The sequence below is a fragment of the Paenibacillus sp. FSL R5-0912 genome, from assembly GCF_000758605.1.
In the GTDB taxonomy this organism is placed as follows: Bacteria; Bacillota; Bacilli; order Paenibacillales; family Paenibacillaceae; genus Paenibacillus_AQ.
On record NZ_CP009282.1, the window covers coordinates 63,222 to 86,634 of the forward strand.

Below are 23,413 nucleotides of genomic sequence, written 5' to 3' on the forward strand. Positions count from 1 at the left end.
CGTACATCAAGACATAGAGCTACACCCGGCTTGCCCGCATTGACAGGGGGTGGAACGTTGTGTACATTAGTGATTAAATATTAAATAAGTTAACTTAATAGAATGTACTGGCTATAAGCCATGAAGACATAAGGGGGAGAATGACCGTGGAAGCTCTGGCGCTTGAGCGCAAGCAGGAACAGAATCGTGAACTTCGTGTGCGCCTCGAACAGCTTAAGAAAGAACGGAATGCAATAATTCTGGCTCATTATTATCAGCGGGATGAAATTCAGGAAGTAGCGGATTTCCGTGGCGACTCTTTTTTACTGGCTCAGAAGGCTGCGGAGACAGAGGCAGATGTGATTGTATTCTGCGGGGTTCACTTTATGGGGGAAAGCGCCAAGATTCTTGCGCCTAACAAAACTGTAATAATTCCTGATGAACGCGCCGGCTGTCCTATGGCGGATATGGTCAACGTGGACGGACTCCGGAAGCTGAAGGCGCAGCATCCTAATGCCAAAGTAGTAACCTATATCAACTCCTCCGCTGAGATCAAAGCAGAAACTGATATTTGCTGTACCTCTGCCAATGCGGTGAAGGTGATTGAATCGCTTGATGCGGAAGAGATTATCTGGGTACCCGATAAGAACCTGGGCCAATATGTTCAGGATAAGACCGGCAAGAAGCTGATTATATGGGAGGGCTACTGTAATACTCACGATATGCTTACCGTCAAGGATGTAGTGGAGATGAGAGCCAAATATCCGGAAGCAGAATTTGTGGTACATCCGGAATGCCGTCCTGAAGTGGTGGCCATGGGTGATTATGTGGGCAGCACAACCTCGATTATAGAGTATTGCCGGAAATCGGACCGCCGGCAGTTTATCGTGGGAACTGAGGATGGAACCGGATATCAGCTGCGTTTGGACAGTCCGGATAAAGAATTCCATTTTGCCACCAAATTTCTGGTCTGTCCCAATATGAAGGTTAACAATTTAAAGAAACTGGTAAAATGCCTGGAGACGATGAAGCCGCAGATTTATGTACCGCCCGCTGTCGCCGACAAAGCCAGAACTTCCCTAGAGCGCATGCTACAAGTCCGGTAGCATGCGCTACTCTTTCGTTGAAACAGGTGAAAAGCGGTCATGATTCCAAAATATTTGGTTGATTTCGATCTTCTGGGGCTTCCTGTAATTAAAACAGACTGTATTGTGATTGGTTCGGGCATTGCCGGTTTGTTCACAGCGATCAAAGCCAGTGAAGACCGGAAGGTCATTATGATTACGAAGAAGACAGTGATGGAGAGCAATACACGGTATGCCCAAGGGGGGATAGCCGCTGTGTTCTCAGACGATGATTCTCCGGTGTACCATCGTCAGGATACCCTGATGGCCGGTGCGGGGCTAAACTCCTCTGCGGCTGTTGATGTACTGGTGAATGAAGGTCCGGAAGGTGTCCGCGAACTCATTCGGCTCGGGACGAAGTTCGACAAGGAGAATGGCGAGCTTGCGTTAACACAAGAGGCAGCACATAGTCACCGTCGTATTCTGCATGCGAATGGGGATGCTACAGGCTATGAAATTGTCCGCGCCTTGGCTGAGCAGGCAGAGCAGCATAAGAATATCGAGGTATGGGATGACCATTATGTCATTGATCTGATTACCGTAGACGGGGAATGCGTGGGGGCACTGGTACAGCGGCCGGGCGGCGGACGTTTGTTCCTGCAAGCCGATGCAACCATCCTGTGCTCAGGCGGAGCAGGGCAATTATACCGCTATACGACCAATCCTGAAGTGGCAACCGGTGACGGTGTCGCCATTGCTTATCGGGCTGGAGCCCATGTACGGGATATGGAATTCATCCAGTTCCACCCGACAGCACTCAGTTATCCCGGAGCGCCGCGCTTCCTGATCTCGGAAGCGGTACGCGGTGAAGGCGCTGTGCTGCGCAATATCAACGGAGACCGTTTTATGGAACGGTACCATGAGCTGCTGGAACTGGCCCCGCGCGATATTGTGGCCCGGGCGATTGTGAGCGAGATGGAGCTGACCAAATCCACCTTTGTCTACCTTGATATTACACATGAATCAGCCGATATGGTCAAACACCGCTTCCCGACGATCTATGAGACCTGTATGAGTTATGGACTGGATATTACAAGTGACTGGATTCCAGTGGCTCCTGCTGCGCATTATATGATGGGGGGCGTCAAGACCGATCTGAACGGGGAGAGCACCGTTTCCCGCCTGTTTGCCTGTGGCGAGGTTTCTTCTACAGGGGTACAGGGAGCCAACCGGCTGGCCAGTAATTCCTTATCGGAAGCGATTGTCTTTGGCCGCCGGATCGTAGAGCGCATCCGTCAGCTCCTGCCGCTTGGGCAAGATACAGTATCAGCAGGCTGTGACCATGGCCGGGTGGAGTCGCCTACCCAGGCAATTGTGGAACGTCGTCTGAAGCTGCAAAAGGTTATGGTACGCTACGCCGGACTACGGCGGAACCAGGAAATGCTGATTAAAGGACTGGATGAATTAAAGCGTCAGCTGCCGATTTTTAATGCGGCACTTACCAAACGTGAAGAATACGAGTTCGCTAATATGCTTACGTGCTGCCTGCTGATTACCGAATCAGCGCTGGCACGGGAGGAGAGCCGCGGCGCTCATTATCGCGAGGATTATCCGCTGCGGAATGATGCAGAGTGGCAGAAGCATCTGCTCCAGATTCGCGAACTGGGAATAGTGGAGGAATTAAGTGATGATGTTTAATGGCTATAATGAAGAACTGCTCCAGTCTATTAAGGGATGGCTGCAGGAGGATGTCGGATCAGGGGATATCACAACACGTACCACTATACCCCAGGGACATGAATCCAAAGGGATTATCCATGCCAAAGAGGACGGAGTAATCTGCGGAATTCCCGTGGCTGAACTGGTTTTTGAGGTGGTAGACCCGACACTCGTATTTACGGCATTGGTTCAAGAGGGCCAGCCTGTGTCCAAAGGCACGGTCATCGCAGAAGTCGAGGGCAGCACGCATGCCATTCTTACAGGCGAACGGCTTGCCCTTAATCTGATGCAACGGTTGTCCGGTGTGGCCTCGCGGACGGCGTCATTCGTGCAAGAGCTTCAAGGTCTGCCAACCCGGCTGGTGGATACCCGCAAGACAACACCAGGTCACCGGATGCTGGAGAAGTATGCTGTGCGCATAGGCGGCGGAGCCAATCACCGCTTCGGCTTATATGACGCGGTAATGATTAAGGATAATCATATCAAGGGCGCCGGAGGCATTCGTCAGGCGGTAGGACGCGCCCGGGCCAATATCCCCCACACCATGACGATCGAAGTGGAAACGGAAAGCCTGGAGCAGGTAGAGGAAGCACTCGCTGCGGGGGCGGACATTATCATGCTTGATAATATGTCTCCTGAGCTGATGACGGAAGCGGTAAGAAGAATCAGAACCAAAGCGCGGCATGTCAAAATCGAGGCTTCAGGCAATGTATCTCTGGAAACGGTACGCGGGATTGCAGAATCGGGTGTAGATGTTATTTCTGTAGGCCGGCTTACCTATTCCTTCGCCAGTCTTGATATCAGTCTGGATCTGAATGGCAAGAAAGGCGGAAATCTCTAATGATACTTGTCGTTGATATCGGGAATACGAACATCGTGCTTGGAGTCTATCGGGGGCCTGAGCTGCTTCATCATTTCCGGCTTAGCACAGCGCGTCAATCGACTGTGGATGAATATGGTGTCCTGATTCATAATCTGTTCCACATGTCGAATATATCGTTTAAAGATGTAGAGGGCGTCATCATCTCCTCAGTTGTTCCGCCGCTGGTTCAGGTTATCGTGGAAATGTGCGTGAAATATATCGGCAAAGACCCGCTGCTCGTAGGCCCCGGAATCAAAACCGGGCTTAATCTGCGTTATGAGAACCCGCGCGAAGTGGGGGCAGACCGGATTGTTAATGCCGTTGCGGCTATCGAGCAGTATAAATGCCCGCTCGTGGTCGTTGATTTTGGTACGGCAACTACGTTTGACTGTATTGATTCCGGAGCGAACTATCTTGGCGGGGCAATCGTGCCGGGTCTCGGAATCTCTACAGAGGCCTTATATCAACGGGCATCCAAGCTGCCGCGGATTGAGCTGGAGAAGCCCAAGAAGGTGATCGGACGCAATACTGTTCACGCGATGCAGGCAGGAATTATTTTTGGCTATGCCGGCCAGGTAGAGGGAATTGTAAGACGCATTAAGCTGGAGATGAATGCGCCCGTTCTCAAGGTTATTGCTACAGGGGGGCTTGCTCCGCTGATTGCCGGCGAGACAGATTGCATTGATGAGGTTAATCCGATGCTCACGCTGGAAGGACTGCGTATTATTTACAATCGTAACAAATAATCATGAAATGAAACCTTATACAGACAGATAGGAGGAGTATGCACCCAATGGAAAAAAAGAAGGATCGGCTTATCCGGGGAACTGCCATGAACGGGAAGGTCAGAGCGTTCGCAGTCCGGACAACAGAACTTGTCGACGAATTGCGGCGCAGACATGATACCTATCCGACAGCTACAGCTGCGCTTGGCCGTACTGTAACCGCCGCAGCCATCATGGGCGCTATGCTCAAGGGTCAGGAGAAGCTGGCGATTATGGTCAAAGGGAATGGACCGATCGGACAGATTACGGCCGAATCCAACGCCCTGGGCGAGGTTCGCGGTTATGTGAGTAATCCGCATGTTCATCTGCCGAGCAATAGCCTTGGCAAGCTGGATGTCGCAGGTGCTGTGGGTACGGAAGGATTCATTGATATCAGCAAGGATCTGGGGATGAAAGAGCCGTATCGCGGCAGTGTGCCTATTGTCTCAGGAGAACTGGGCGAGGATTTCACTTATTATTTTGCCGTTTCGGAACAAACACCTGCTGCTGTAGGGCTGGGTGTATTGGTGGAGACAGATAATTCGGTAAGAGTTGCCGGAGGGTTCATCATTCAACTGCTTCCCGGCCTGACAGATGAAGAGATCACCGAGATTGAGCATGCCGTCGGAGCGATGCCTTCAGTGACGGCGATCCTGGACCAGGGCCTTGAGCCTGAAGAGATGCTTCGTTTGCTGCTGCCGGATGCTGTAGTCCTTGATGAACTCGAGATCTCTTTTGTCTGTCAATGCTCGCGTGAGCGGATAGAAGAGACACTGGTCAGTCTGGGCCAGCACGAACTGGAGCAGCTGATCGAAGAAGATGATCAGGCTGAAGTCATATGTCATTACTGTAATGAAGCTTATGTGTTTAACAAGGATGAACTGCAGGTAATCCTCGATCAAGCGAAATCGTAGGGCTATGAGATGATGACAAGACAGGAGCGCGCGCTGCGCAATACCGTTATATTACTCGCCGTCGCGACCTTAATGCTTGGAGGTCTTTTATTCTGGAGCCTGCGTGCAATGGCCCTGCTTAAGGGAGAGGCTGCAGACGGGGAGGCTTCGGATATTGCTGCCGCTGGAGGCCAGCCGGTCACGGACCGGGAATGGATAGATGAACTCAAAAAAAAGCATGGAGCTGAAGTGCTGCTGGGCATGCTTAATCATATCGTTGTTGGCAAGGAAGCCAAAGCTCTCGGTATTACCGTGACCGATGAGGAGATTGAGCAGGAATTGAAGCGCGGCATGTCCGGCTACGGTTCAGAGGAGCAGTATTATGATCAGATGCAGTCTGAGCTTGGTCTTTCCCGCCAGGAGCTGCACGACGAGACCGCGTATCGGCTGACGCTTCAAGCGGTAGCCACCGCCGGTATCACGGTTAGTGAAATTGAAATTGATGAATATTTGACCCAAAACGCCGAGAGATTTACTCCCAGGAAGCAAATGCAGCTCTCTATGATTAAGCTGGCAACCTATAACGGGGCTAATCAGGTTATGGACCGCCTGGAGCAGGGAGAGGATTTCGCCGGCCTGGCCAGAGAGGTATCCATTGATGAGGAGAGCCGCCAGCATGGCGGTAATATCGGAACAGTGGAGGAGAATGATCCGTTCTGGCCGGAGGAACTGCTGAAGACAGCAGCGGGCCTTGAGACGGGAGACATCGCAGGGCCGCTGCAGGTCGAAGGCGGCTATGCCGTGATCCGGCTGGAGAAGCTTATTGATCCCGGGAAGCCGGATCAGGATGAGCTCCGAGGGCTGATACGCCAGGAGCTGGCGCTTGAACAAGCAGCGCCCCTGCAACAGGTGGAAAGCGATTTGCGTGCCAAATATGCTACAGCAATATATATTGACAACAGCCTGCAAGATTGATAATATGAAATTATGTAAAACCTACTGATTTAGTCGGAAATAATAAGCGGCACAACATATGCGAATCATAACTGTCACAGGTTCCGCACCCAATTCATCTATCATCCCAAGGAGGTTTTTGCTCATGGCTAAAGTCGTCAACAGTGTAACAGATTTGATCGGTGGCACACCGCTCGTTCGTCTGGGTCGGATTGTTCCGGAAGGTTCAGCAGAAATTTACTTGAAGCTGGAATATCAAAATCCGGGTTCGAGTGTGAAAGACCGCATCGCTATCAGCATTGTGGAAGAAGCTGAGAAGGACGGTTCCCTGAAACCTGGAGGCACCATTGTAGAAGCGACCAGCGGTAATACAGGGATTGGCCTGGCGCTTGTTGCTGCTGCCAAAGGCTACAAGGCGATTATTGTTATGCCTGAAACGATGAGCCTTGAGCGCCGCAACCTGCTGCGTGCTTATGGTGCTGAGCTGGTATTGACTCCAGGATCCGAGGGGATGAACGGGGCAGTTAAGAAAGCTGAGCAAATCCTCAGTGAGAATCCGGATTACTTCCTTGCAGAGCAGTTTAAGAACAAAGCCAATGTGAAGATTCACCGCGAGACCACTGGACCGGAGATCGTGGAAGCAATCGAATCCATTGGTGGGCCCCTGGATGCGTTCATCGCAGGTGTCGGTACAGGCGGAACGATCAGCGGCGCGGGTGAAGTGTTGAAGAGCCAGTATCCTGATGTGAAGATCTATGCTGTAGAACCTGCAGCTTCCCCAATCCTGGCCGGAGGCAAGCCGGGTCCCCACAAAATCCAGGGGATTGGCGCCAACTTCGTTCCTGACATCCTGAACCAGGATATCTATGATGAAATCATTCATGTAGAGAATGACGAAGCCTTTGAAACAGCCCGCCGCGTAGCCAAAGAGGAAGGCGTTCTGTCCGGTATTTCTTCCGGCGCTGCTGTATTTGCTGCCCTCAAAGTAGCTAAGGAACTGGGCGCAGGTAAAAAGATCGTTGTTATTATCCCAAGTAACGGCGAACGTTATCTGAGCACACCGCTGTATAACTTTGAAGTATAATTGCTGAGAACCAGCAATTCAGAAGAGCCTGTGATCCGCTTCCATAGGGATATCGCAGGCTCTTTTTCTGAATAATAAGCATTTATGAGGTCTAAAGGCTTTTCAAAGTAACCGGATGTACAGTATACTGACAGGCAATAAACTATCGTAGAAGCCAGCGTATGCTTTCGAGGCTATGCTTCACAAAACTTAGCACATGCTTCCGAAGCGAGTTTTGTTGCGAAGTAATTCTAGAGAAGCAAAGGCTTCACAAAACTTTAGGGGGATAAATGTGGGGATCTTAACGGCTTGGCAGGAGTGGGAACAATGGGCGGACGAAGCCTGGAGCGTTCTTCCGCTGGTCCTTCAGTCACGGCAGGAGAAAGCGGGACTGCCGGGCAGCTGGCAGAGAGCCTGGGAGATGGCTTCACCATATTCCGTGGTCCTGGAGAGCGGTAAGGGCGGACGGTATACGTATCTGGGCTTGCGTCCGGTTTCAGTCATAAAGGGCATTGGAGATACTGCGGAGCTCTACAGTCTATTTGATGCGGCTGTGGGACAGGCCCAAGCTGAACCTGAAGCTACGGAGCTGCTTCAAGGACAGCCGCTGAAAGTGCTGCAGGAGTGGATGAAGGATTATGTCTCACCCCGCGTACCGTTCGACGGGCAGCCGCCCTTTACCGGAGGTTGTATCGGATTTCTCGGCTATGATGTAGTCCGCTCTCTGGAGAAGCTGCCGTCCTGTGCCAAGAGGGATCCCGATTTCCCGGATTATCTGTTCATGAGGCTGGAAGAGCTGTGGATCTATGACCATCACGAGGATATTGTGTATTGTGCAGTCCATGTACCTGTTCCGGCTGTGATATCCGCTAACAGGGCTGAGCTGCACGCCATGTATCTTGATGCTGTGAGCCGTGCGGAGCGAATGCTGGAGGAGTGGCAGCGTATCATGGCACCTGCTTCTTCTGAAGCAGCTGCTGCCTCCCAGTATGCTGACATTTCCGGCCTGATTGATACTGAAGCTAGTATCACCGGAGAATGGCCGGGCATGAGCTCGGATTTCTCGCCGGAGCAATTCCAGCAGGCCGTGCTGGATGTTCAGGAATACATCCGTGCCGGCGATGTCTTCCAGGTGAACCTATCGCTGCGCCAGCAGGCGCAGCTGCAGTCCTCGCCGGAGGATGTCTACGAGTGGCTGCGCAGACTCAACCCGTCCCCGTACATGGGGCTGCTCCGCACGCCCGGCTTCGCCCTCTCCAGCGCTTCGCCGGAGCTGCTCGTGAAGCTGCACGGGGACAAGGTCAGCGCCCGCCCCATAGCCGGTACCCGGCGCCGGGGCCACACTCCCGCGGAGGATGCCGCCATGGAGGCGGAGCTGCGCGGGAGCGAGAAGGAGATCGCCGAGCATGTTATGCTTGTCGATCTCGAGCGCAACGACATCGGCCGTGTCGCTGCGTATGGGACGGTCAGCGTGCCGGAGCTGCTGACCGTGGAGCGATACTCGCATGTGATGCATCTCGTCTCGCAGGTGGAGGGCATCGCCGCACCCGGCAAGGATGCTTACGATGTCATTGCCGCCTTATTCCCCGGCGGCACGATTACCGGAGCGCCCAAGGTGCGCACCATGGAAATCATTGAAGAGCTGGAGCCGGTCCGCCGGGGTCCATATACTGGATCCATGGGCTGGATTGACTATAACGGCAATATGGAATTAAATATAATTATACGTACACTGGCCGTGAAGGACGGAATCGGCTACATTCAGACAGGAGCGGGTATTGTGATCGATTCGGATCCTTACCGGGAGTACCGGGAATGCCACAACAAAGCCAAAGCGGTAGTGAAAGCGATTCTCTGCAGTGAACGCGAGCAGGAATTGCGGACTACCTCCGGCACAGAAGGAGGAAGCTTTTAATGATCTTGGTCATCGATAATTATGATTCCTTTACGTATAACCTGGTGCAATATCTGGGGGAGCTGGGGGAGGACGTTAAGGTATCCCGTAACGATGAGATCAGTATTCAGGAGATTGAAGCCCTGGCACCGGATCATATTTTGATCTCTCCGGGACCCTGTACACCCAATGAGGCAGGCATCAGTCTGGAGCTGCTGCAGCATTTCAAAGGAGTCATCCCGATCTTTGGTGTATGCCTCGGCCATCAGGCCATCGGACAAGCCTTCGGCGGTAATGTGATCCGGGCAGAACGCCTGATGCACGGCAAAACCTCGCCGATTCACCATAAGGGCACCTCTGTCTTCGAAGGACTGGAGTCCCCGTTTACAGCAACACGATATCATTCCTTGATTGTAGAACGTGAGAGTCTGCCGGATTGCCTGGAGATTACTGCAGAAACGGCCGAAGGCGAGATTATGGCCCTGCGCCATAAGGAATACCCAATCGAAGGCGTGCAGTTCCATCCCGAGTCGATCATTACCGATCATGGACATACGATGCTGCGCAATTTCCTGAAACGGAGAGCCGGAGAACCGGCATGAAATATATAGGACTTAACAATAAAGCAGTCGACGCCAAAGACGCCGTGGTCTCCGCCCTGGATCACGGCTTTTTGTACGGAATGGGTCTGTTTGAGACCTTCCGCACCTACGGGGGGGAGCCCTTTCTGCTGCAGAGGCATCTTGACCGGATGGCAGAGGGCTGCCGGCAGCTGGGTATTCCCTTTGCGCCGGATGTGCAGCAGCTGCTGGAATGGATTCGGCTTATAATGGACAAGAATGAGCTTAGCGAGGCTTATGTCCGCTATACAGTTACAGCCGGTGAAGATATCCTCGGGCTGCCGGCAGGAGATTACAAGCAGCCTAATCAGCTGCTGTATATCAAAGCGCTGCCGGAACTGCCGGACAGCCTGTATAGCGAAGGCAAAGAACTGCAACTGCTGCATCACCGGCGGAATACCCCGGAAGGCCCTGTACGGCTGAAGTCGCTGCATTATATGAACAACATTCTGGCCAAGCGTGAGCTGGCCGGATACCCGTCTTCGTCTAGAGGAGCAGAGGGGTTGATGCTGACGGCAGCGGGCGACATATCCGAGGGAATCGTGAGCAACATCTTTTTCGCCGCAGATAACCGGCTCTATACCCCCGATATAGCTACAGGCATTCTCCCCGGAATTACCCGGGAAATGGTGCTGGAGCTGGCAGCATCCGCAGGGCTCCATCCAGAACAAGGCTTTTACCGCTGGGAGCAGCTTGAGGCTGCTGACGAAATTTTCCTAACCAATTCGGTGCAGGAGATTGTACCGGTAACGGCTCTCTGGAACGGGGACCGGCGGATAAAGATAGGCAGCGGGCGCTGCGGAGAACGGACAAATGCAATCCTGAAGCTTTACAGAGAAAGGGCGGGGGGGCTGGAATGAAGCCGGTAATATATAAACGGACCTACCGATGCGGAAGCGGCAGGCTGATTTTAGGCGAACGGACCCTGATCATGGGTATCCTCAATGTGACGCCGGACTCTTTTTCCGATGGGGGATTATGGACAGACCCGGATAGAGCGGTAGAGCATGCACTGCGAATGGCAGCCGAAGGTGCCGATATTATTGATATAGGCGGAGAGTCAACGCGTCCCGGTCATCAGCCGGTAGGAGTTGAGGATGAGTTGGAACGCGTACTGCCCGTTATCGAGAGCATCCACCGTGCCGCGCCTCATCTGCCGCTATCTATAGACACCTACAAAGCGGAAGTAGCGCGCCGTGCGATTCAGGCAGGTGCCCATATCATTAACGATGTCTGGGGAGCCAAAGCAGATCCGCAGATGGCGGCAGTTGCCGCACAGGCGGGTTGTCCGATTATCCTGATGCATAACCGCCATGACCGCAATTATCAGGAATTGATCAGCGATATGACGGAGGATTTAACCGCGAGTATTAACCTTGCCCTGACAGCCGGAGTAGAGCCGCAGAATATCATTCTCGATCCCGGAATCGGCTTTGCCAAGGATTATACGGAGAATCTACAGGCAATGATGGGCCTGGATGTACTGGGGGAGCTTGGGTATCCGCTGCTGCTGGCCACTTCGCGCAAAAAATTCATCCGTACCGCACTCGATTTGCCGGCGGATGATGTTGTGGAAGGGACCGCTGCTACGGTCGCTTTCGGAATTGCCCAGGGCTGCCAGATCGTGCGGGTGCATGATGTCTCTTTAATCAAACGTACGGTAGATATGTGCGATGCCATGTTGTATGCCGCAGCACCTGTGGTGCGTGAATAGACTATTTTCAAGAGAAGGCAGGTACCCTAGATGGATAAAATGAAGCTGCACCGCATGGAATACTATGGATATCACGGTGTGTTTGAAGAGGAGCGCAAGCTGGGCCAGCGTTATTATGTGGATTTGGAGCTCGAGCTTGATTTGCAGGGAGCGGGTCTCTCTGATGATCTGGAGCTAACCGTGAATTATGCCGAAGTACATTTCTTGGTCAAAAAAATTGTCGAAACAAAGTCCTTCAAGCTGATTGAGGCTTTGGCAGAATATATTGCATCCGCAGTACTGGACACTTATACTGTTATCAATGCAGTAACCGTCAAGGTGACGAAACCGCATCCGCCATTCGATATTCATTTTCAGGGAGTGACCGTAGAACTGCGCCGGACGAGAAAGTGAGACAGAGTCATGAATATACATTCTACCTCTGAGGCATCAGAGGCTTATATTGCTTTAGGGGCTAATTTGGGCGACCGCGAAGGAACGCTGAGAGAAGCTTTGAACCAGCTGGACCGGCATGAAGAGATTGAAGTTCTACGCACCTCATCGGTATACGAGACCGAGCCGGTGGGTTATCTGGATCAGCCCCAGTTTCTTAATATGGCTGCGGCTCTGCGTACTACGCTTGCTCCGGAGGCTCTGCTTCATGTGATGCTGGAGACAGAAACCCGGTTAGGCCGTGTACGTGATATCCGCTATGGGCCGAGAACGGTGGATTTGGATTTGCTTTGGGTAGAGGGGTTGAGCCTGGATACACCGGACTTAACGCTGCCGCATCCCCGGATGCTGGAGCGTGCGTTTGTGCTCTTACCGCTTAGTGATATCGTTTCGCAGAATGAAGAGTCTTCCGGATTCCGCGGCTTAATTACAACAGCGCTTCAAGACATAGACGGAAAGGAAGGAATTCGCTTGTGGACAACAAACGTATGGGACGGCGGGTTAGGGCGTTCCGAAAGCTGAAGGGCTACACTCAGCAGGAGTTGGCGGATTCTGTCGGAATATCCTTGGCCGTGCTTGGTGCGGTCGAGCGGGGTAATAGACGTTTGGAAGATCAAATTTTAAATAAAATTGCGGATTTCCTGGGAGTTACGGTCGATGAACTAGCCAACCCGGCTACGTGAGCTCCTCAAGCTGATCCACAATATAAGGAAGTGATTCGTATGTTGAAGATTGGTGATATTGAGATGAAGAACCAGGTGGTATTGGCCCCTATGGCCGGCGTGTGTAATCCTGCGTTTCGTCTGATTGCCAAGGAATTCGGGACGGGTCTAGTCTGTGCCGAAATGGTGAGCGGCAAAGCTATTGTGCATGGCAATGCGCGTACCCGTGAGATGCTGTTTGTGGATGAGCGCGAGAAACCGCTGAGTCTGCAGATTTTTGGGGGAGACCGCGAGTCGCTGGTTGATGCAGCCAGAATCGTGGATCAAGAAACGAACGCTGATATCATTGACATTAATATGGGCTGTCCGGTGCCGAAGGTGACGAAATGTGATGCCGGAGCGCGCTGGCTGCTGAATCCGGACAAGATTTATGAAATGGTATCTGCCGTTGTGGATGCCGTGGATAAACCTGTGACGGTGAAGATGCGCATCGGCTGGGACAGCGAGCATATCTTTGTCGAAGAGAATGCACGTGCAGTGGAGCGTGCCGGAGGCAAGGCAGTCAGTGTTCATGGCCGCACCCGCGAGCAGCTCTATACAGGGCATGCCGACTGGAAGTATATCCGGATGGCCAAAGAAGCTGTGTCCATTCCGGTCATCGGCAATGGTGATGTGAATACGCCTGAAGATGCGCGGGCGATGCTGGATCAGACCGGCTGCGACGGCGTAATGATCGGGCGGGGGGCGCTGGGCAACCCGTGGATGCTGTACCGGACCATTCAGTACTTGAGTACCGGAGAGCTGATACCTGAACCGGACGCTGAAGAGAAAATCAAGGTGGCCATTCTTCACATGGACCGTCTGATCGCCCTTAAGGGTGAGGCGGTGGCGGTCCGCGAAATGCGCAAGCATCTGGCTTGGTATTTGAAGGGCCTTAAGTCAGCCGCACGGGTGAAGGACATTATTATGGAAGAAACGAAACGTGACGAGATGGTGCGGATTTTGAGTGATTTTGTCGTTCAGCTTAAGGACGAAGAAGTGCAAGAAGGCGCAGATATCGCTCTTTCGGCCGTTTAATTCCCTGATTTGCCGCGTTGTCAGACCCGTCCCTGCCTGCATTATTGAATATCGCTAAACATTATATGGGGCGTCATTGACATTTTGTAGCGGTTCCAATATAATTTCACAGTATAAAATCGCCGTTACAGCAGGAGCAATGGAGAAGGAGGGTTCTGTTCCCTCCGGATTCGCATATAGTATGGTGTTTTCAATAAATGTATACGACAGGAGAATCGGTTGAGATGAGCGATAAAGAAGTCATCCTTACACCGGACGGACTTAAGCGTCTGGAAGAAGAACTGGAGACCCTCAAATCCGTAAAACGCCGCGAGGTAGCGGAACGTATTAAAGTGGCCATCGGCTACGGAGATATCAGTGAAAACTCGGAATATGAAGACGCGAAGAATGAGCAGGCCTTTATCGAAGGACGTGTTCTGACTTTGGAGAAGATGCTACGCAACGCGCGTATCATTAATAGTGATGAGATTGTGACAGATGTAGTAAGCATCGGGGTTACAGTGAACGTTGAGGATATGGAGTACGGAGACGTTATGGAATATACAATCGTCGGAACCGCCGAATCCGATCCGCTGAATAATAAAATCTCCAATGAGAGCCCGGTTGGCAGAGCCATCATCGGTAAGAAGATTGGTACCATTGTGGATGTAAGTGTCCCTGCAGGCGTCATTCAATATAAAATTCTTGATATCAAAATGAAGTAAGATGGATCCGAAAGCTTCCTTAGGGGAGCTTTTTTCAAAAGTTAAGAATTTATAGGCTTCGCGCAACGTATAACAACCGAAAAATATGGGTGAACACATACAGCTTATATTTTGTACTGGAACGGACTGTCCCCTTGGTATGAGGGCGGAGCCGTTTCTTCTTTTGTATACCGTGAGTAAGAGAGGATGAAGAACATGACGGAAGAAATCAACAACGTGGAAACTACAGAGAGTGAACTAAGTGAGTTGCTGCAGATCCGCCGGGGTAAGCTGGACGAGCTCCGCGCGCTGGGAATCGACCCGTTCGGCAAGAAATATGAGCGTACAGCAGCGGCTGGCGATCTTCTGGCCAAGTATGACGGACTAACCCATGAGGAACTGGACGAGCTGGCACTTGAGGTTAGTGTAGCAGGACGTATTATGGCTAAGCGGGTAATGGGCAAAGCGAGCTTCTCGCACATCCAGGATCTCAGCGGTAAAATTCAGATTTATGTCCGCCAGGACAGCATTTCTGAATCCCAGTACGCAGCTTTCACCATTCTGGACCTGGGCGATATTATCGGAATCCGCGGTACCCTGTTCAAGACCAAGACCGGTGAAACCTCTATTAAAGTGCATAACCTTGAGGTGCTGTCTAAATCCCTGCTTCCGCTTCCAGAGAAATATCATGGACTGAAGGATGTAGAACTCCGCTACCGTCAGCGTTACGTTGACCTGATTATTAATCCGGAAGTACAGCAGACATTTATTGCGCGTTCACGGATTATCCAGTCGATGCGCCGTTATCTGGACTCATTGGGCTATCTCGAAGTAGAGACTCCAACACTGCATACGATTGCCGGGGGAGCCGCCGCCCGTCCGTTTATTACACACCACAACACGCTGGACATGCAGCTGTATATGCGTATCGCAATCGAGCTTCACCTGAAACGTCTGATCGTAGGCGGTTTGGAAAAAGTATATGAAATCGGCCGCGTATACCGTAACGAAGGGATCTCTACACGCCACAATCCGGAATTCACGATGATTGAGCTGTACGAAGCATATGCCGACTACAAGGATATCATGCAGCTGACAGAGAATATGATCGCTCATATCGCTCAGGAGGTTCTTGGCAACCAGGTGATTAACTACCAGGGGCAAGAAGTAGATTTGTCTCCAGGCTGGCGCCGTGTGACTATGGTGGACGCTGTCAAAGAAGTAACAGGCGTAGACTTCGGGGTCCACATGACGAATGAAGAGGCACAGGCTCTGGCTAAGGAGCATCGTGTACCGGTTGAGAAGCATATGACCTTCGGACATATTCTTAACGCATTCTTCGAGCAGTTTGTAGAGGAAACATTGATTCAGCCGACGTTCGTAATGGGACACCCAGTAGAAATATCACCGCTGGCCAAAAAGAATGATCAGGATCCACGCTTTACTGACCGCTTCGAGCTGTTTATTGTAGCCCGTGAGCATGCGAATGCGTTCAGTGAGCTGAACGACCCGATTGACCAGCGTCAGCGCTTCGAGGCACAGATTCACGAGAAAGAGCAGGGGAATGACGAAGCGCATGAGATGGATGATGATTTCATCCGTGCACTGGAATATGGCATGCCGCCTACAGGCGGACTGGGAATCGGCGTAGACCGTCTCATCATGCTGCTTACGAATGCCGCGTCTATCCGCGATGTACTACTGTTCCCTCATATGCGCAACAAAGACTGAATAATTATCTGATTCTTAACCATAATATCCAAGGGAGCTGCACAAGCAGTTTCCTTGGAACAATGGTTGAAGGGTTAATTGAAATAAATGCTTGCAAAAAGAATCTATACATGATATATTCTATTTCTGGCCGCGAAACATCAACGCCGAGCTCGAAAAGAAGTTGAAAAAAAGAGCTTGCATTGATCGGTTGGATGTGATATATTATAAGAGTTGCTGGTGACGCGGTAGTCGTCGCTGACAACGAGCTTGATCTTTGAAAACTGAACAACGAGTGAGTGGGAGATCGCTTCGGCGAGATCCAAAAAAGAGAATGAAAATTCTCGTCAGATGTTTCAAAATGAGCAATCGCTCTTTCTAAAACCAATTTGGAGAGTTTGATCCTGGCTCAGGACGAACGCTGGCGGCATGCCTAATACATGCAAGTCGAGCGGAGTTCATTTGAAAGCTTGCTTTCAAATGAACTTAGCGGCGGACGGGTGAGTAACACGTAGGCAACCTGCCCTCAAGACTGGGATAACTACCGGAAACGGTAGCTAATACCGGATAATTTCTTTCCTCTCCTGAAGAGAGAATGAAAGGCGGAGCAATCTGCCACTTGGGGATGGGCCTGCGGCGCATTAGCTAGTTGGTGGGGTAATGGCTCACCAAGGCGACGATGCGTAGCCGACCTGAGAGGGTGAACGGCCACACTGGGACTGAGACACGGCCCAGACTCCTACGGGAGGCAGCAGTAGGGAATCTTCCGCAATGGGCGAAAGCCTGACGGAGCAATGCCGCGTGAGTGATGAAGGTTTTCGGATCGTAAAGCTCTGTTGCCAGGGAAGAACGTCCGGTAGAGTAACTGCTACCGGAGTGACGGTACCTGAGAAGAAAGCCCCGGCTAACTACGTGCCAGCAGCCGCGGTAATACGTAGGGGGCAAGCGTTGTCCGGAATTATTGGGCGTAAAGCGCGCGCAGGCGGTCATTTAAGTCTGGTGTTTAAACCTTGGGCTCAACCTGGGGTCGCACTGGAAACTGGGTGACTTGAGTACAGAAGAGGAAAGTGGAATTCCACGTGTAGCGGTGAAATGCGTAGATATGTGGAGGAACACCAGTGGCGAAGGCGACTTTCTGGGCTGTAACTGACGCTGAGGCGCGAAAGCGTGGGGAGCAAACAGGATTAGATACCCTGGTAGTCCACGCCGTAAACGATGAGTGCTAGGTGTTAGGGGTTTCGATACCCTTGGTGCCGAAGTTAACACAGTAAGCACTCCGCCTGGGGAGTACGGTCGCAAGACTGAAACTCAAAGGAATTGACGGGGACCCGCACAAGCAGTGGAGTATGTGGTTTAATTCGAAGCAACGCGAAGAACCTTACCAGGTCTTGACATCCCGATGAAAGCATTAGAGATAGTGCCCCTCTTCGGAGCATCGGAGACAGGTGGTGCATGGTTGTCGTCAGCTCGTGTCGTGAGATGTTGGGTTAAGTCCCGCAACGAGCGCAACCCTTGACTTTAGTTGCCAGCAGGTTAAGCTGGGCACTCTAGAGTGACTGCCGGTGACAAACCGGAGGAAGGTGGGGATGACGTCAAATCATCATGCCCCTTATGACCTGGGCTACACACGTACTACAATGGCCGGTACAACGGGAAGCGAAACCGCGAGGTGGAGCCAATCCCAGCAAAGCCGGTCTCAGTTCGGATTGCAGGCTGCAACTCGCCTGCATGAAGTCGGAATTGCTAGTAATCGCGGATCAGCATGCCGCGGTGAATACGTTCCCGGGTCTTGTACACACCGCCCGTCACACCACGAGAGTTTACAACACCCGAAGTCGGTGGGGTAACCCGCAAGGGAGCCAGCCGCCGAAGGTGGGGTAGATGATTGGGGTGAAGTCGTAACAAGGTAGCCGTATCGGAAGGTGCGGCTGGATCACCTCCTTTCTATGGAGAATCGTTTCCTGCAACGGAAACATTCAAATCGGAAGCTAAAGCTTCCACAACGAACCTTAGGGTTCAAACACTCACTCGTTGGTCAGTTTTGAGAGTTTAAGCTCTCATCTTTACCTTGATCCTTGAAAACTGGATACCGAAACGAATTTGCGTTTTAGAACATCTTTTAGCTGAAACTTGTATAAGCAAGTTGAAATAGTTATTAGTCATGCTGAGCGATGGTTTTGGATTATGAGCGACTTTTGGCGTTAAACAGACTAGCGGACGGATTCATCCGGAAGCGCTGTTTAAAACAAGATGAGCGAATGAGCCAATACCGGAGCGATTGGTTAAGCTAATAAGAGCACACGGAGGATGCCTAGGCGCCAGGAGCCGACGAAGGACGTGGCGAACAACGAAACTGCCTCGGGGAGCTGTAAGCAAGCTTTGATCCGGGGGTGTCCGAATGGGGAAACCCAGCTGTGGTAATTCGCAGTTACTCGTATCTGAATACATAGGATACGCAGAGGCAGACCAGGGGAACTGAAACATCTAAGTACCCTGAGGAAGAGAAAACAATAGTGATTCCGTCAGTAGCGGCGAGCGAACGCGGAACAGCCTAAACCAAGGGGCTTGCCTCTTGGGGTTGTGGGACGTCTCACATGGAGTTACAAAGGAATATGGTAGGTGAAGAGGTCTGGAAAGGCCCGCGATAGAGGTAAAAGCCCTGTAGCCTAAACTGTGTTCTCTCCGAGACGGATCCCGAGTAGTGCGGGGCACGTGAAACCCCGTATGAATCCAGCAGGACCATCTGCTAAGGCTAAATACTACCTGGCGACCGATAGTGAAACAGTACCGTGAGGGAAAGGTGAAAAGCACCCCGGAAGGGGAGTGAAATAGAACCTGAAACCGTGTGCTTACAAAAAGTCAGAGCCCTATTACTGGGTGATGGCGTGCCTTTTGTAGAATGAACCGGCGAGTTACGTTTAACATGCAAGGTTAAGTCGAGAAGACGGAGCCGCAGCGAAAGCGAGTCTGAATAGGGCGAATGAGTATGTGGACGTAGACCCGAAACCGTGTGATCTACCCCTGTCCAGGGTGAAGGTGCGGTAACACGCACTGGAGGCCCGAACCCACGCATGTTGAAAAATGCGGGGATGAGGTGGGGGTAGCGGAGAAATTCCAATCGAACTCGGAGATAGCTGGTTCTCCCCGAAATAGCTTTAGGGCTAGCCTCGGTGAATGGAGTGGTGGAGGTAGAGCACTGATTGGGTGCGGGGCCCGCAAGGGTTACCAAGCTCAGTCAAACTCCGAATGCCATTAACTTCTTGCCGGGAGTCAGACAGTGAGTGCTAAGATCCATTGTCAAAAGGGAAACAGCCCAGACCATCAGCTAAGGTCCCCAAGTGTGTGTTAAGTGGGAAAGGATGTGGAGTTGCACAGACAACCAGGATGTTGGCTTAGAAGCAGCCACCATTGAAAGAGTGCGTAATAGCTCACTGGTCGAGTGACTCTGCGCCGAAAATGTAACGGGGCTAAACACACCACCGAAGCTATGGCTAGATACTTTGTATCTGGGGTAGGGGAGCGTTGTATGTGGGTTGAAGGTGTACCGTAAGGAGCGCTGGACAGCATACAAGTGAGAATGCCGGTATGAGTAACGAAAAGATCAGTGAGAATCTGATCCGCCGAAAGCCCAAGGTTTCCTGAGGAAGGCTCGTCCGCTCAGGGTAAGTCGGGACCTAAGGCGAGGCCGAAAGGCGTAGTCGAAGGACAACAGTTTGAAATTACTGTACCACCGTAATCCGCTATGAGCGATGGGGTGACGCAGGAGGGTAGTGACGCGGACTGATGGATATGTCCGTCTAAGCAGTGAGGCTGATGTGTAGGCAAATCCGCACATCAATAAGGCTGGGCTGTGATGGGGAGCGAAAATTGTAGTAGCGAAGGTCATGATCTCACACTGCCAAGAAAAGCCTCTAGCCAGGAGAAGGTGCCCGTACCGCAAACCGACACAGGTAGGCGAGAAGAGAATTCTAAGGCGCGCGGAAGAACTCTCGTTAAGGAACTCGGCAAAATGACCTCGTAACTTCGGGAGAAGAGGTGCCTCGGTAGGGTGAATAGCCCGAGGGGGCCGCAGTGAAAAGGCCCAAGCGACTGTTTAGCAAAAACACAGGTCTGTGCGAAGCCGCAAGGCGAAGTATACGGGCTGACGCCTGCCCGGTGCTGGAAGGTTAAGGGGAGTGGTTAGGGGCAACCCGAAGCTGTGAACCGAAGCCCCAGTAAACGGCGGCCGTAACTATAACGGTCCTAAGGTAGCGAAATTCCTTGTCAGGTAAATTCTGACCCGCACGAATGGCGTAACGACTTGGGCGCTGTCTCAACGAGAGATCCGGTGAAATTTTAATACCTGTGAAGATGCAGGTTACCCGCGACAAGACGGAAAGACCCCATGGAGCTTTACTGCAGCTTGATATTGAATTTGGGTACGATCTGTACAGGATAGGTGGGAGCCGTAGAGGCAGGAGCGCAAGCTTCTGCGGAGGCGCCGTTGGGATACCACCCTGATCGTATCTAGGTTCTAACCTAGTACCCTAAGCGGGTACGGGGACCGTGTCAGGCGGGCAGTTTGACTGGGGCGGTCGCCTCCTAAAGAGTAACGGAGGCGTTCAAAGGTTCCCTCAGAATGGTTGGAAATCATTCGCAGAGTGCAAAGGCATAAGGGAGCTTGACTGCGAGACCTACAAGTCGAGCAGGGACGAAAGTCGGACTTAGTGATCCGGTGGTACCGCATGGAAGGGCCATCGCTCAACGGATAAAAGCTACCCTGGGGATAACAGGCTTATCTCCCCCAAGAGTCCACATCGACGGGGAGGTTTGGCACCTCGATGTCGGCTCATCGCATCCTGGGGCTGAAGTAGGTCCCAAGGGTTGGGCTGTTCGCCCATTAAAGCGGTACGCGAGCTGGGTTCAGAACGTCGTGAGACAGTTCGGTCCCTATCTGTCGTGGGCGCAGGAAATTTGAGAGGAGCTGTCCTTAGTACGAGAGGACCGGGATGGACGTACCGCTGGTGCATCAGTTGTTCCGCCAGGAGCATGGCTGAGTAGCTACGTACGGACGGGATAAGCGCTGAAAGCATCTAAGCGTGAAGCCCCCCTCAAGATGAGATTTCCCAACTAGTAAGACCCCTTGAAGACGACGAGGTAGATAGGTTGGAGGTGGAAGTGCAGCAATGCATGGAGCTGACCAATACTAATCGGTCGAGGGCTTATCCAAATTTCTTAGAGCGCAGATTCGTTTCGGATTCAGTTTTCAGGCGATCAAGCCTGTACGCCATGAAATTCATTCACACATCCGTGATGAACCGAATTTCAAGCGGCAGCGTCTGTTTCACAGACGCATGTTTGGTGGCGATAGCGGAGGGGTTCCACGCGTACCCATCCCGAACACGACCGTTAAGCCCTCCAGCGCCGATGGTACTTGGACCGAAGGGTCCTGGGAGAGTAGGACGCCGCCAAGCACATGAGCCATTGTTGAGCAATCGACAATGGTTTTTTTGTATACTTTTATACATGGAAAATGCATAGACGTTACGGTGTTAAATTATGGATGATTATATAATCTGTCCACTGTACACGGACTTTAGTCCAAGAATTCGCTTACCCGGAGCAAGATTTCTTAATACCTTATCAGAAGATGTAATATTCTTGACAGGCCAAAAGCCCTTTGCTAAGATAGCTCTAATATATTTTTGGACAAGCATCTCAAACCTTAACTGAAGACACTATTATGTATAACTCCCAAGCCTTTACCGCTGTCTATCGGGTATGGACTTGAAGCAGGAGTTTTTTTATTCATAAGTTAGCAGGCAGGTGGAGAAAAGAATATTTCGAGGAGGAATGACCCAGGTGTGGGAAGATAAGTTTGGTAAAGAAGGATTCACTTTTGATGATGTGCTGCTGGTTCCGCGTAAATCCGAGGTACTGCCTAAGGAAGTGGATTTAACCACTGTACTTAGCAAGAATGTGAAGCTGAACATCCCTTTGATGAGTGCAGGTATGGATACAGTCACGGAAGCAGCTATGGCGATTGCTATTGCCCGTGAGGGCGGGATCGGCATCATTCATAAGAATATGTCCGTGGAGCAGCAGGCGGAAGAGGTGGACCGTGTGAAGCGCTCCGAGAGCGGCGTTATTACCAATCCATTCTCACTTACGCCAGACCACTGGGTATCCGATGCTGAAGTTCTGATGGGGAAATACCGCATTTCAGGTGTACCTATCGTAGATGAAGGCGGTAAGCTTGTTGGTATTCTGACTAACCGTGATTTGCGTTTTATCCACGATTTCAATATTCAGATCAAAGAAGTTATGACTCATGAGAATCTGGTTACCGCTGCTGTAGGTACAACGCTTCAGGAAGCGAAAGGCATCCTTCAACGTCACAAGATTGAGAAGCTGCCGCTGGTGGATGAGCACAATATTCTTAAAGGTCTCATTACTATTAAAGATATAGAGAAAGCTATCCAGTTCCCTAACGGGGCCAAGGATGCTCAAGGCCGTCTGCTTGTTGGAGCTGCAATCGGTATTTCTAAGGATACATTAGAACGCACAGAGGCATTGGTAAAAGCCGGTGTTGACCTTATCACAGTGGATTCGGCACACGGACACCATATTAATATTATCGACGCGGTCCGCCAGCTGCGCGAATTGTATCCTGATCTTACTATTGTGGCTGGTAATGTAGCTACAGGTGAAGCTACCCGGGAATTGATTGAAGCCGGAGCATCCGTGGTCAAGGTCGGTATTGGACCCGGGTCGATTTGTACAACCCGTGTAATTGCAGGTATCGGCGTTCCACAGGTTACAGCAATCTATGATTGTGCAACGGTTGCCCGCGAATACGGGATTCCAGTTATTGCTGACGGGGGAATTAAGTACTCCGGAGAGATTACTAAGGCAATTGCTGCCGGAGCTGCTGCAGTGATGATGGGCAGCTTGTTCGCCGGTACGGAAGAGAGTCCTGGGGAGTCGGAAATTTATCAGGGACGTAAATACAAGGTATACCGCGGAATGGGCAGCATGAGCGCCATGAAGCAGGGCAGTAAAGACCGTTACTTCCAGGATGATGATAAGAAGCTCGTTCCTGAAGGCATCGAGGGGCGGGTTGCTTTTAAAGGGCCGTTGTCCGATACCGTTCATCAACTGATCGGCGGATTGCGCTCAGGTATGGGTTACTGTGGTACGAAGACATTAGAGGAACTGCGCAATGATACCTCATTTATCCGTATCACTGGCGCGGGTCTTCGTGAGAGTCACCCGCATGATGTGCAGATTACCAAAGAAGCGCCGAACTATTCCCTGTAAACCGGGAAGAATCGCATATTTTTG

18 protein-coding genes and 3 rRNA genes are annotated in these 23,413 nt (G+C 51.6%); all 21 read left to right on the forward strand.

Going from position 1 to position 23,413, the window contains the following annotated elements; all coding sequences use genetic code 11:
* Positions 1-146 precede the first annotated feature (146 nt).
* The 21 genes from nadA (at position 147) to guaB (ending at position 23,389) form a co-directional block, all read left to right on the forward strand.
* The gene (nadA, locus tag R50912_RS00295; RefSeq protein WP_039309543.1) at positions 147-1,085 is read left to right on the forward strand and encodes a quinolinate synthase NadA; all 939 of its coding nucleotides are present in this window, start codon (positions 147-149) and stop codon (positions 1,083-1,085) included.
* A 39-nt stretch (positions 1,086-1,124) separates the two neighbouring features.
* A complete protein-coding gene (gene nadB, locus R50912_RS00300) occupies positions 1,125-2,741 on the forward strand; it encodes an L-aspartate oxidase (RefSeq protein ID WP_042231442.1) in 1,617 nt (538 codons plus the stop codon).
* On the forward strand, positions 2,731-3,603 hold the full coding sequence (nadC, locus tag R50912_RS00305; protein WP_042231443.1) for a carboxylating nicotinate-nucleotide diphosphorylase: 873 nt from the start codon (positions 2,731-2,733) through the stop codon (positions 3,601-3,603). Before nadB ends, nadC begins: the two co-directional genes overlap by 11 nt.
* Positions 3,603-4,370 carry a type III pantothenate kinase gene (locus tag R50912_RS00310; RefSeq protein WP_042231446.1) on the forward strand — a complete coding sequence of 256 codons (768 nt, stop codon included), beginning with the start codon at positions 3,603-3,605 and terminating at the stop codon, positions 4,368-4,370. The genes nadC and R50912_RS00310 overlap by 1 nt, the downstream gene beginning before the upstream one ends.
* Positions 4,371-4,417: 47 nt before the next feature.
* On the forward strand, positions 4,418-5,302 hold the full coding sequence (gene hslO, locus R50912_RS00315) for an Hsp33 family molecular chaperone HslO (RefSeq protein ID WP_042231450.1): 885 nt from the start codon (positions 4,418-4,420) through the stop codon (positions 5,300-5,302).
* A 9-nt stretch (positions 5,303-5,311) separates the two neighbouring features.
* Positions 5,312-6,256 carry a peptidylprolyl isomerase gene (locus R50912_RS00320; protein WP_081956329.1) on the forward strand — a complete coding sequence of 315 codons (945 nt, stop codon included), beginning with the start codon at positions 5,312-5,314 and terminating at the stop codon, positions 6,254-6,256.
* 124 nt (positions 6,257-6,380) lie between these two features.
* The gene (gene cysK / locus R50912_RS00325) at positions 6,381-7,319 is read left to right on the forward strand and encodes a cysteine synthase A (protein ID WP_039309530.1); all 939 of its coding nucleotides are present in this window, start codon (positions 6,381-6,383) and stop codon (positions 7,317-7,319) included.
* A 271-nt stretch (positions 7,320-7,590) separates the two neighbouring features.
* On the forward strand, positions 7,591-9,213 hold the full coding sequence (locus R50912_RS00330; RefSeq protein WP_042231453.1) for an anthranilate synthase component I family protein: 1,623 nt from the start codon (positions 7,591-7,593) through the stop codon (positions 9,211-9,213).
* Entirely contained in the window at positions 9,213-9,794 is a 582-nt protein-coding gene (pabA, locus tag R50912_RS00335) for an aminodeoxychorismate/anthranilate synthase component II (RefSeq protein ID WP_042231456.1), read from the forward strand. Before R50912_RS00330 ends, pabA begins: the two co-directional genes overlap by 1 nt.
* Positions 9,791-10,672: an aminotransferase class IV gene (locus R50912_RS00340; RefSeq protein WP_042231459.1), complete on the forward strand. Its 882-nt coding sequence runs from the start codon at positions 9,791-9,793 to the stop codon at positions 10,670-10,672. The genes pabA and R50912_RS00340 overlap by 4 nt, the downstream gene beginning before the upstream one ends.
* Positions 10,669-11,526, forward strand: a complete 858-nt coding sequence (gene folP / locus R50912_RS00345) for a dihydropteroate synthase (RefSeq protein WP_042231461.1) — start codon at positions 10,669-10,671, stop codon at positions 11,524-11,526. The genes R50912_RS00340 and folP overlap by 4 nt, the downstream gene beginning before the upstream one ends.
* Positions 11,527-11,556: 30 nt before the next feature.
* Positions 11,557-11,919: a dihydroneopterin aldolase gene (gene folB, locus R50912_RS00350; protein WP_042231463.1), complete on the forward strand. Its 363-nt coding sequence runs from the start codon at positions 11,557-11,559 to the stop codon at positions 11,917-11,919.
* Positions 11,920-11,928: 9 nt separating this feature from the next.
* Positions 11,929-12,480: a 2-amino-4-hydroxy-6-hydroxymethyldihydropteridine diphosphokinase gene (gene folK, locus R50912_RS00355; RefSeq protein ID WP_042231465.1), complete on the forward strand. Its 552-nt coding sequence runs from the start codon at positions 11,929-11,931 to the stop codon at positions 12,478-12,480.
* The gene (locus R50912_RS33945; protein ID WP_331281922.1) at positions 12,447-12,641 is read left to right on the forward strand and encodes a helix-turn-helix domain-containing protein; all 195 of its coding nucleotides are present in this window, start codon (positions 12,447-12,449) and stop codon (positions 12,639-12,641) included. The genes folK and R50912_RS33945 overlap by 34 nt, the downstream gene beginning before the upstream one ends.
* 39 nt (positions 12,642-12,680) lie before the next feature.
* Positions 12,681-13,697 (forward strand): tRNA dihydrouridine synthase DusB, encoded by a 1,017-nt coding sequence (gene dusB, locus R50912_RS00365; protein ID WP_042231467.1) that lies wholly within the window; start codon positions 12,681-12,683, stop codon positions 13,695-13,697.
* A gap of 224 nt (positions 13,698-13,921) precedes the next feature.
* Positions 13,922-14,401: a transcription elongation factor GreA gene (greA, locus tag R50912_RS00370; RefSeq protein WP_039309541.1), complete on the forward strand. Its 480-nt coding sequence runs from the start codon at positions 13,922-13,924 to the stop codon at positions 14,399-14,401.
* Positions 14,402-14,596: 195 nt separating this feature from the next.
* Complete coding sequence (lysS, locus tag R50912_RS00375) at positions 14,597-16,111, forward strand: lysine--tRNA ligase (protein WP_039309542.1); 1,515 nt, start codon at positions 14,597-14,599, stop codon at positions 16,109-16,111.
* Between the two features lie 365 nt (positions 16,112-16,476).
* Positions 16,477-18,034, forward strand: a 16S ribosomal RNA gene (locus tag R50912_RS00380).
* Between the two features lie 336 nt (positions 18,035-18,370).
* Positions 18,371-21,299: ribosomal RNA gene (locus R50912_RS00385) — 23S ribosomal RNA — on the forward strand.
* Positions 21,300-21,426: 127 nt separating this feature from the next.
* Positions 21,427-21,543 (forward strand): 5S ribosomal RNA (rrf, locus tag R50912_RS00390).
* The 16S, 23S and 5S rRNA genes sit together here, the layout of an rRNA operon.
* A 388-nt stretch (positions 21,544-21,931) precedes the next feature.
* Entirely contained in the window at positions 21,932-23,389 is a 1,458-nt protein-coding gene (guaB, locus tag R50912_RS00395) for an IMP dehydrogenase (protein WP_042241251.1), read from the forward strand.
* Positions 23,390-23,413: the final 24 nt, after the last annotated feature.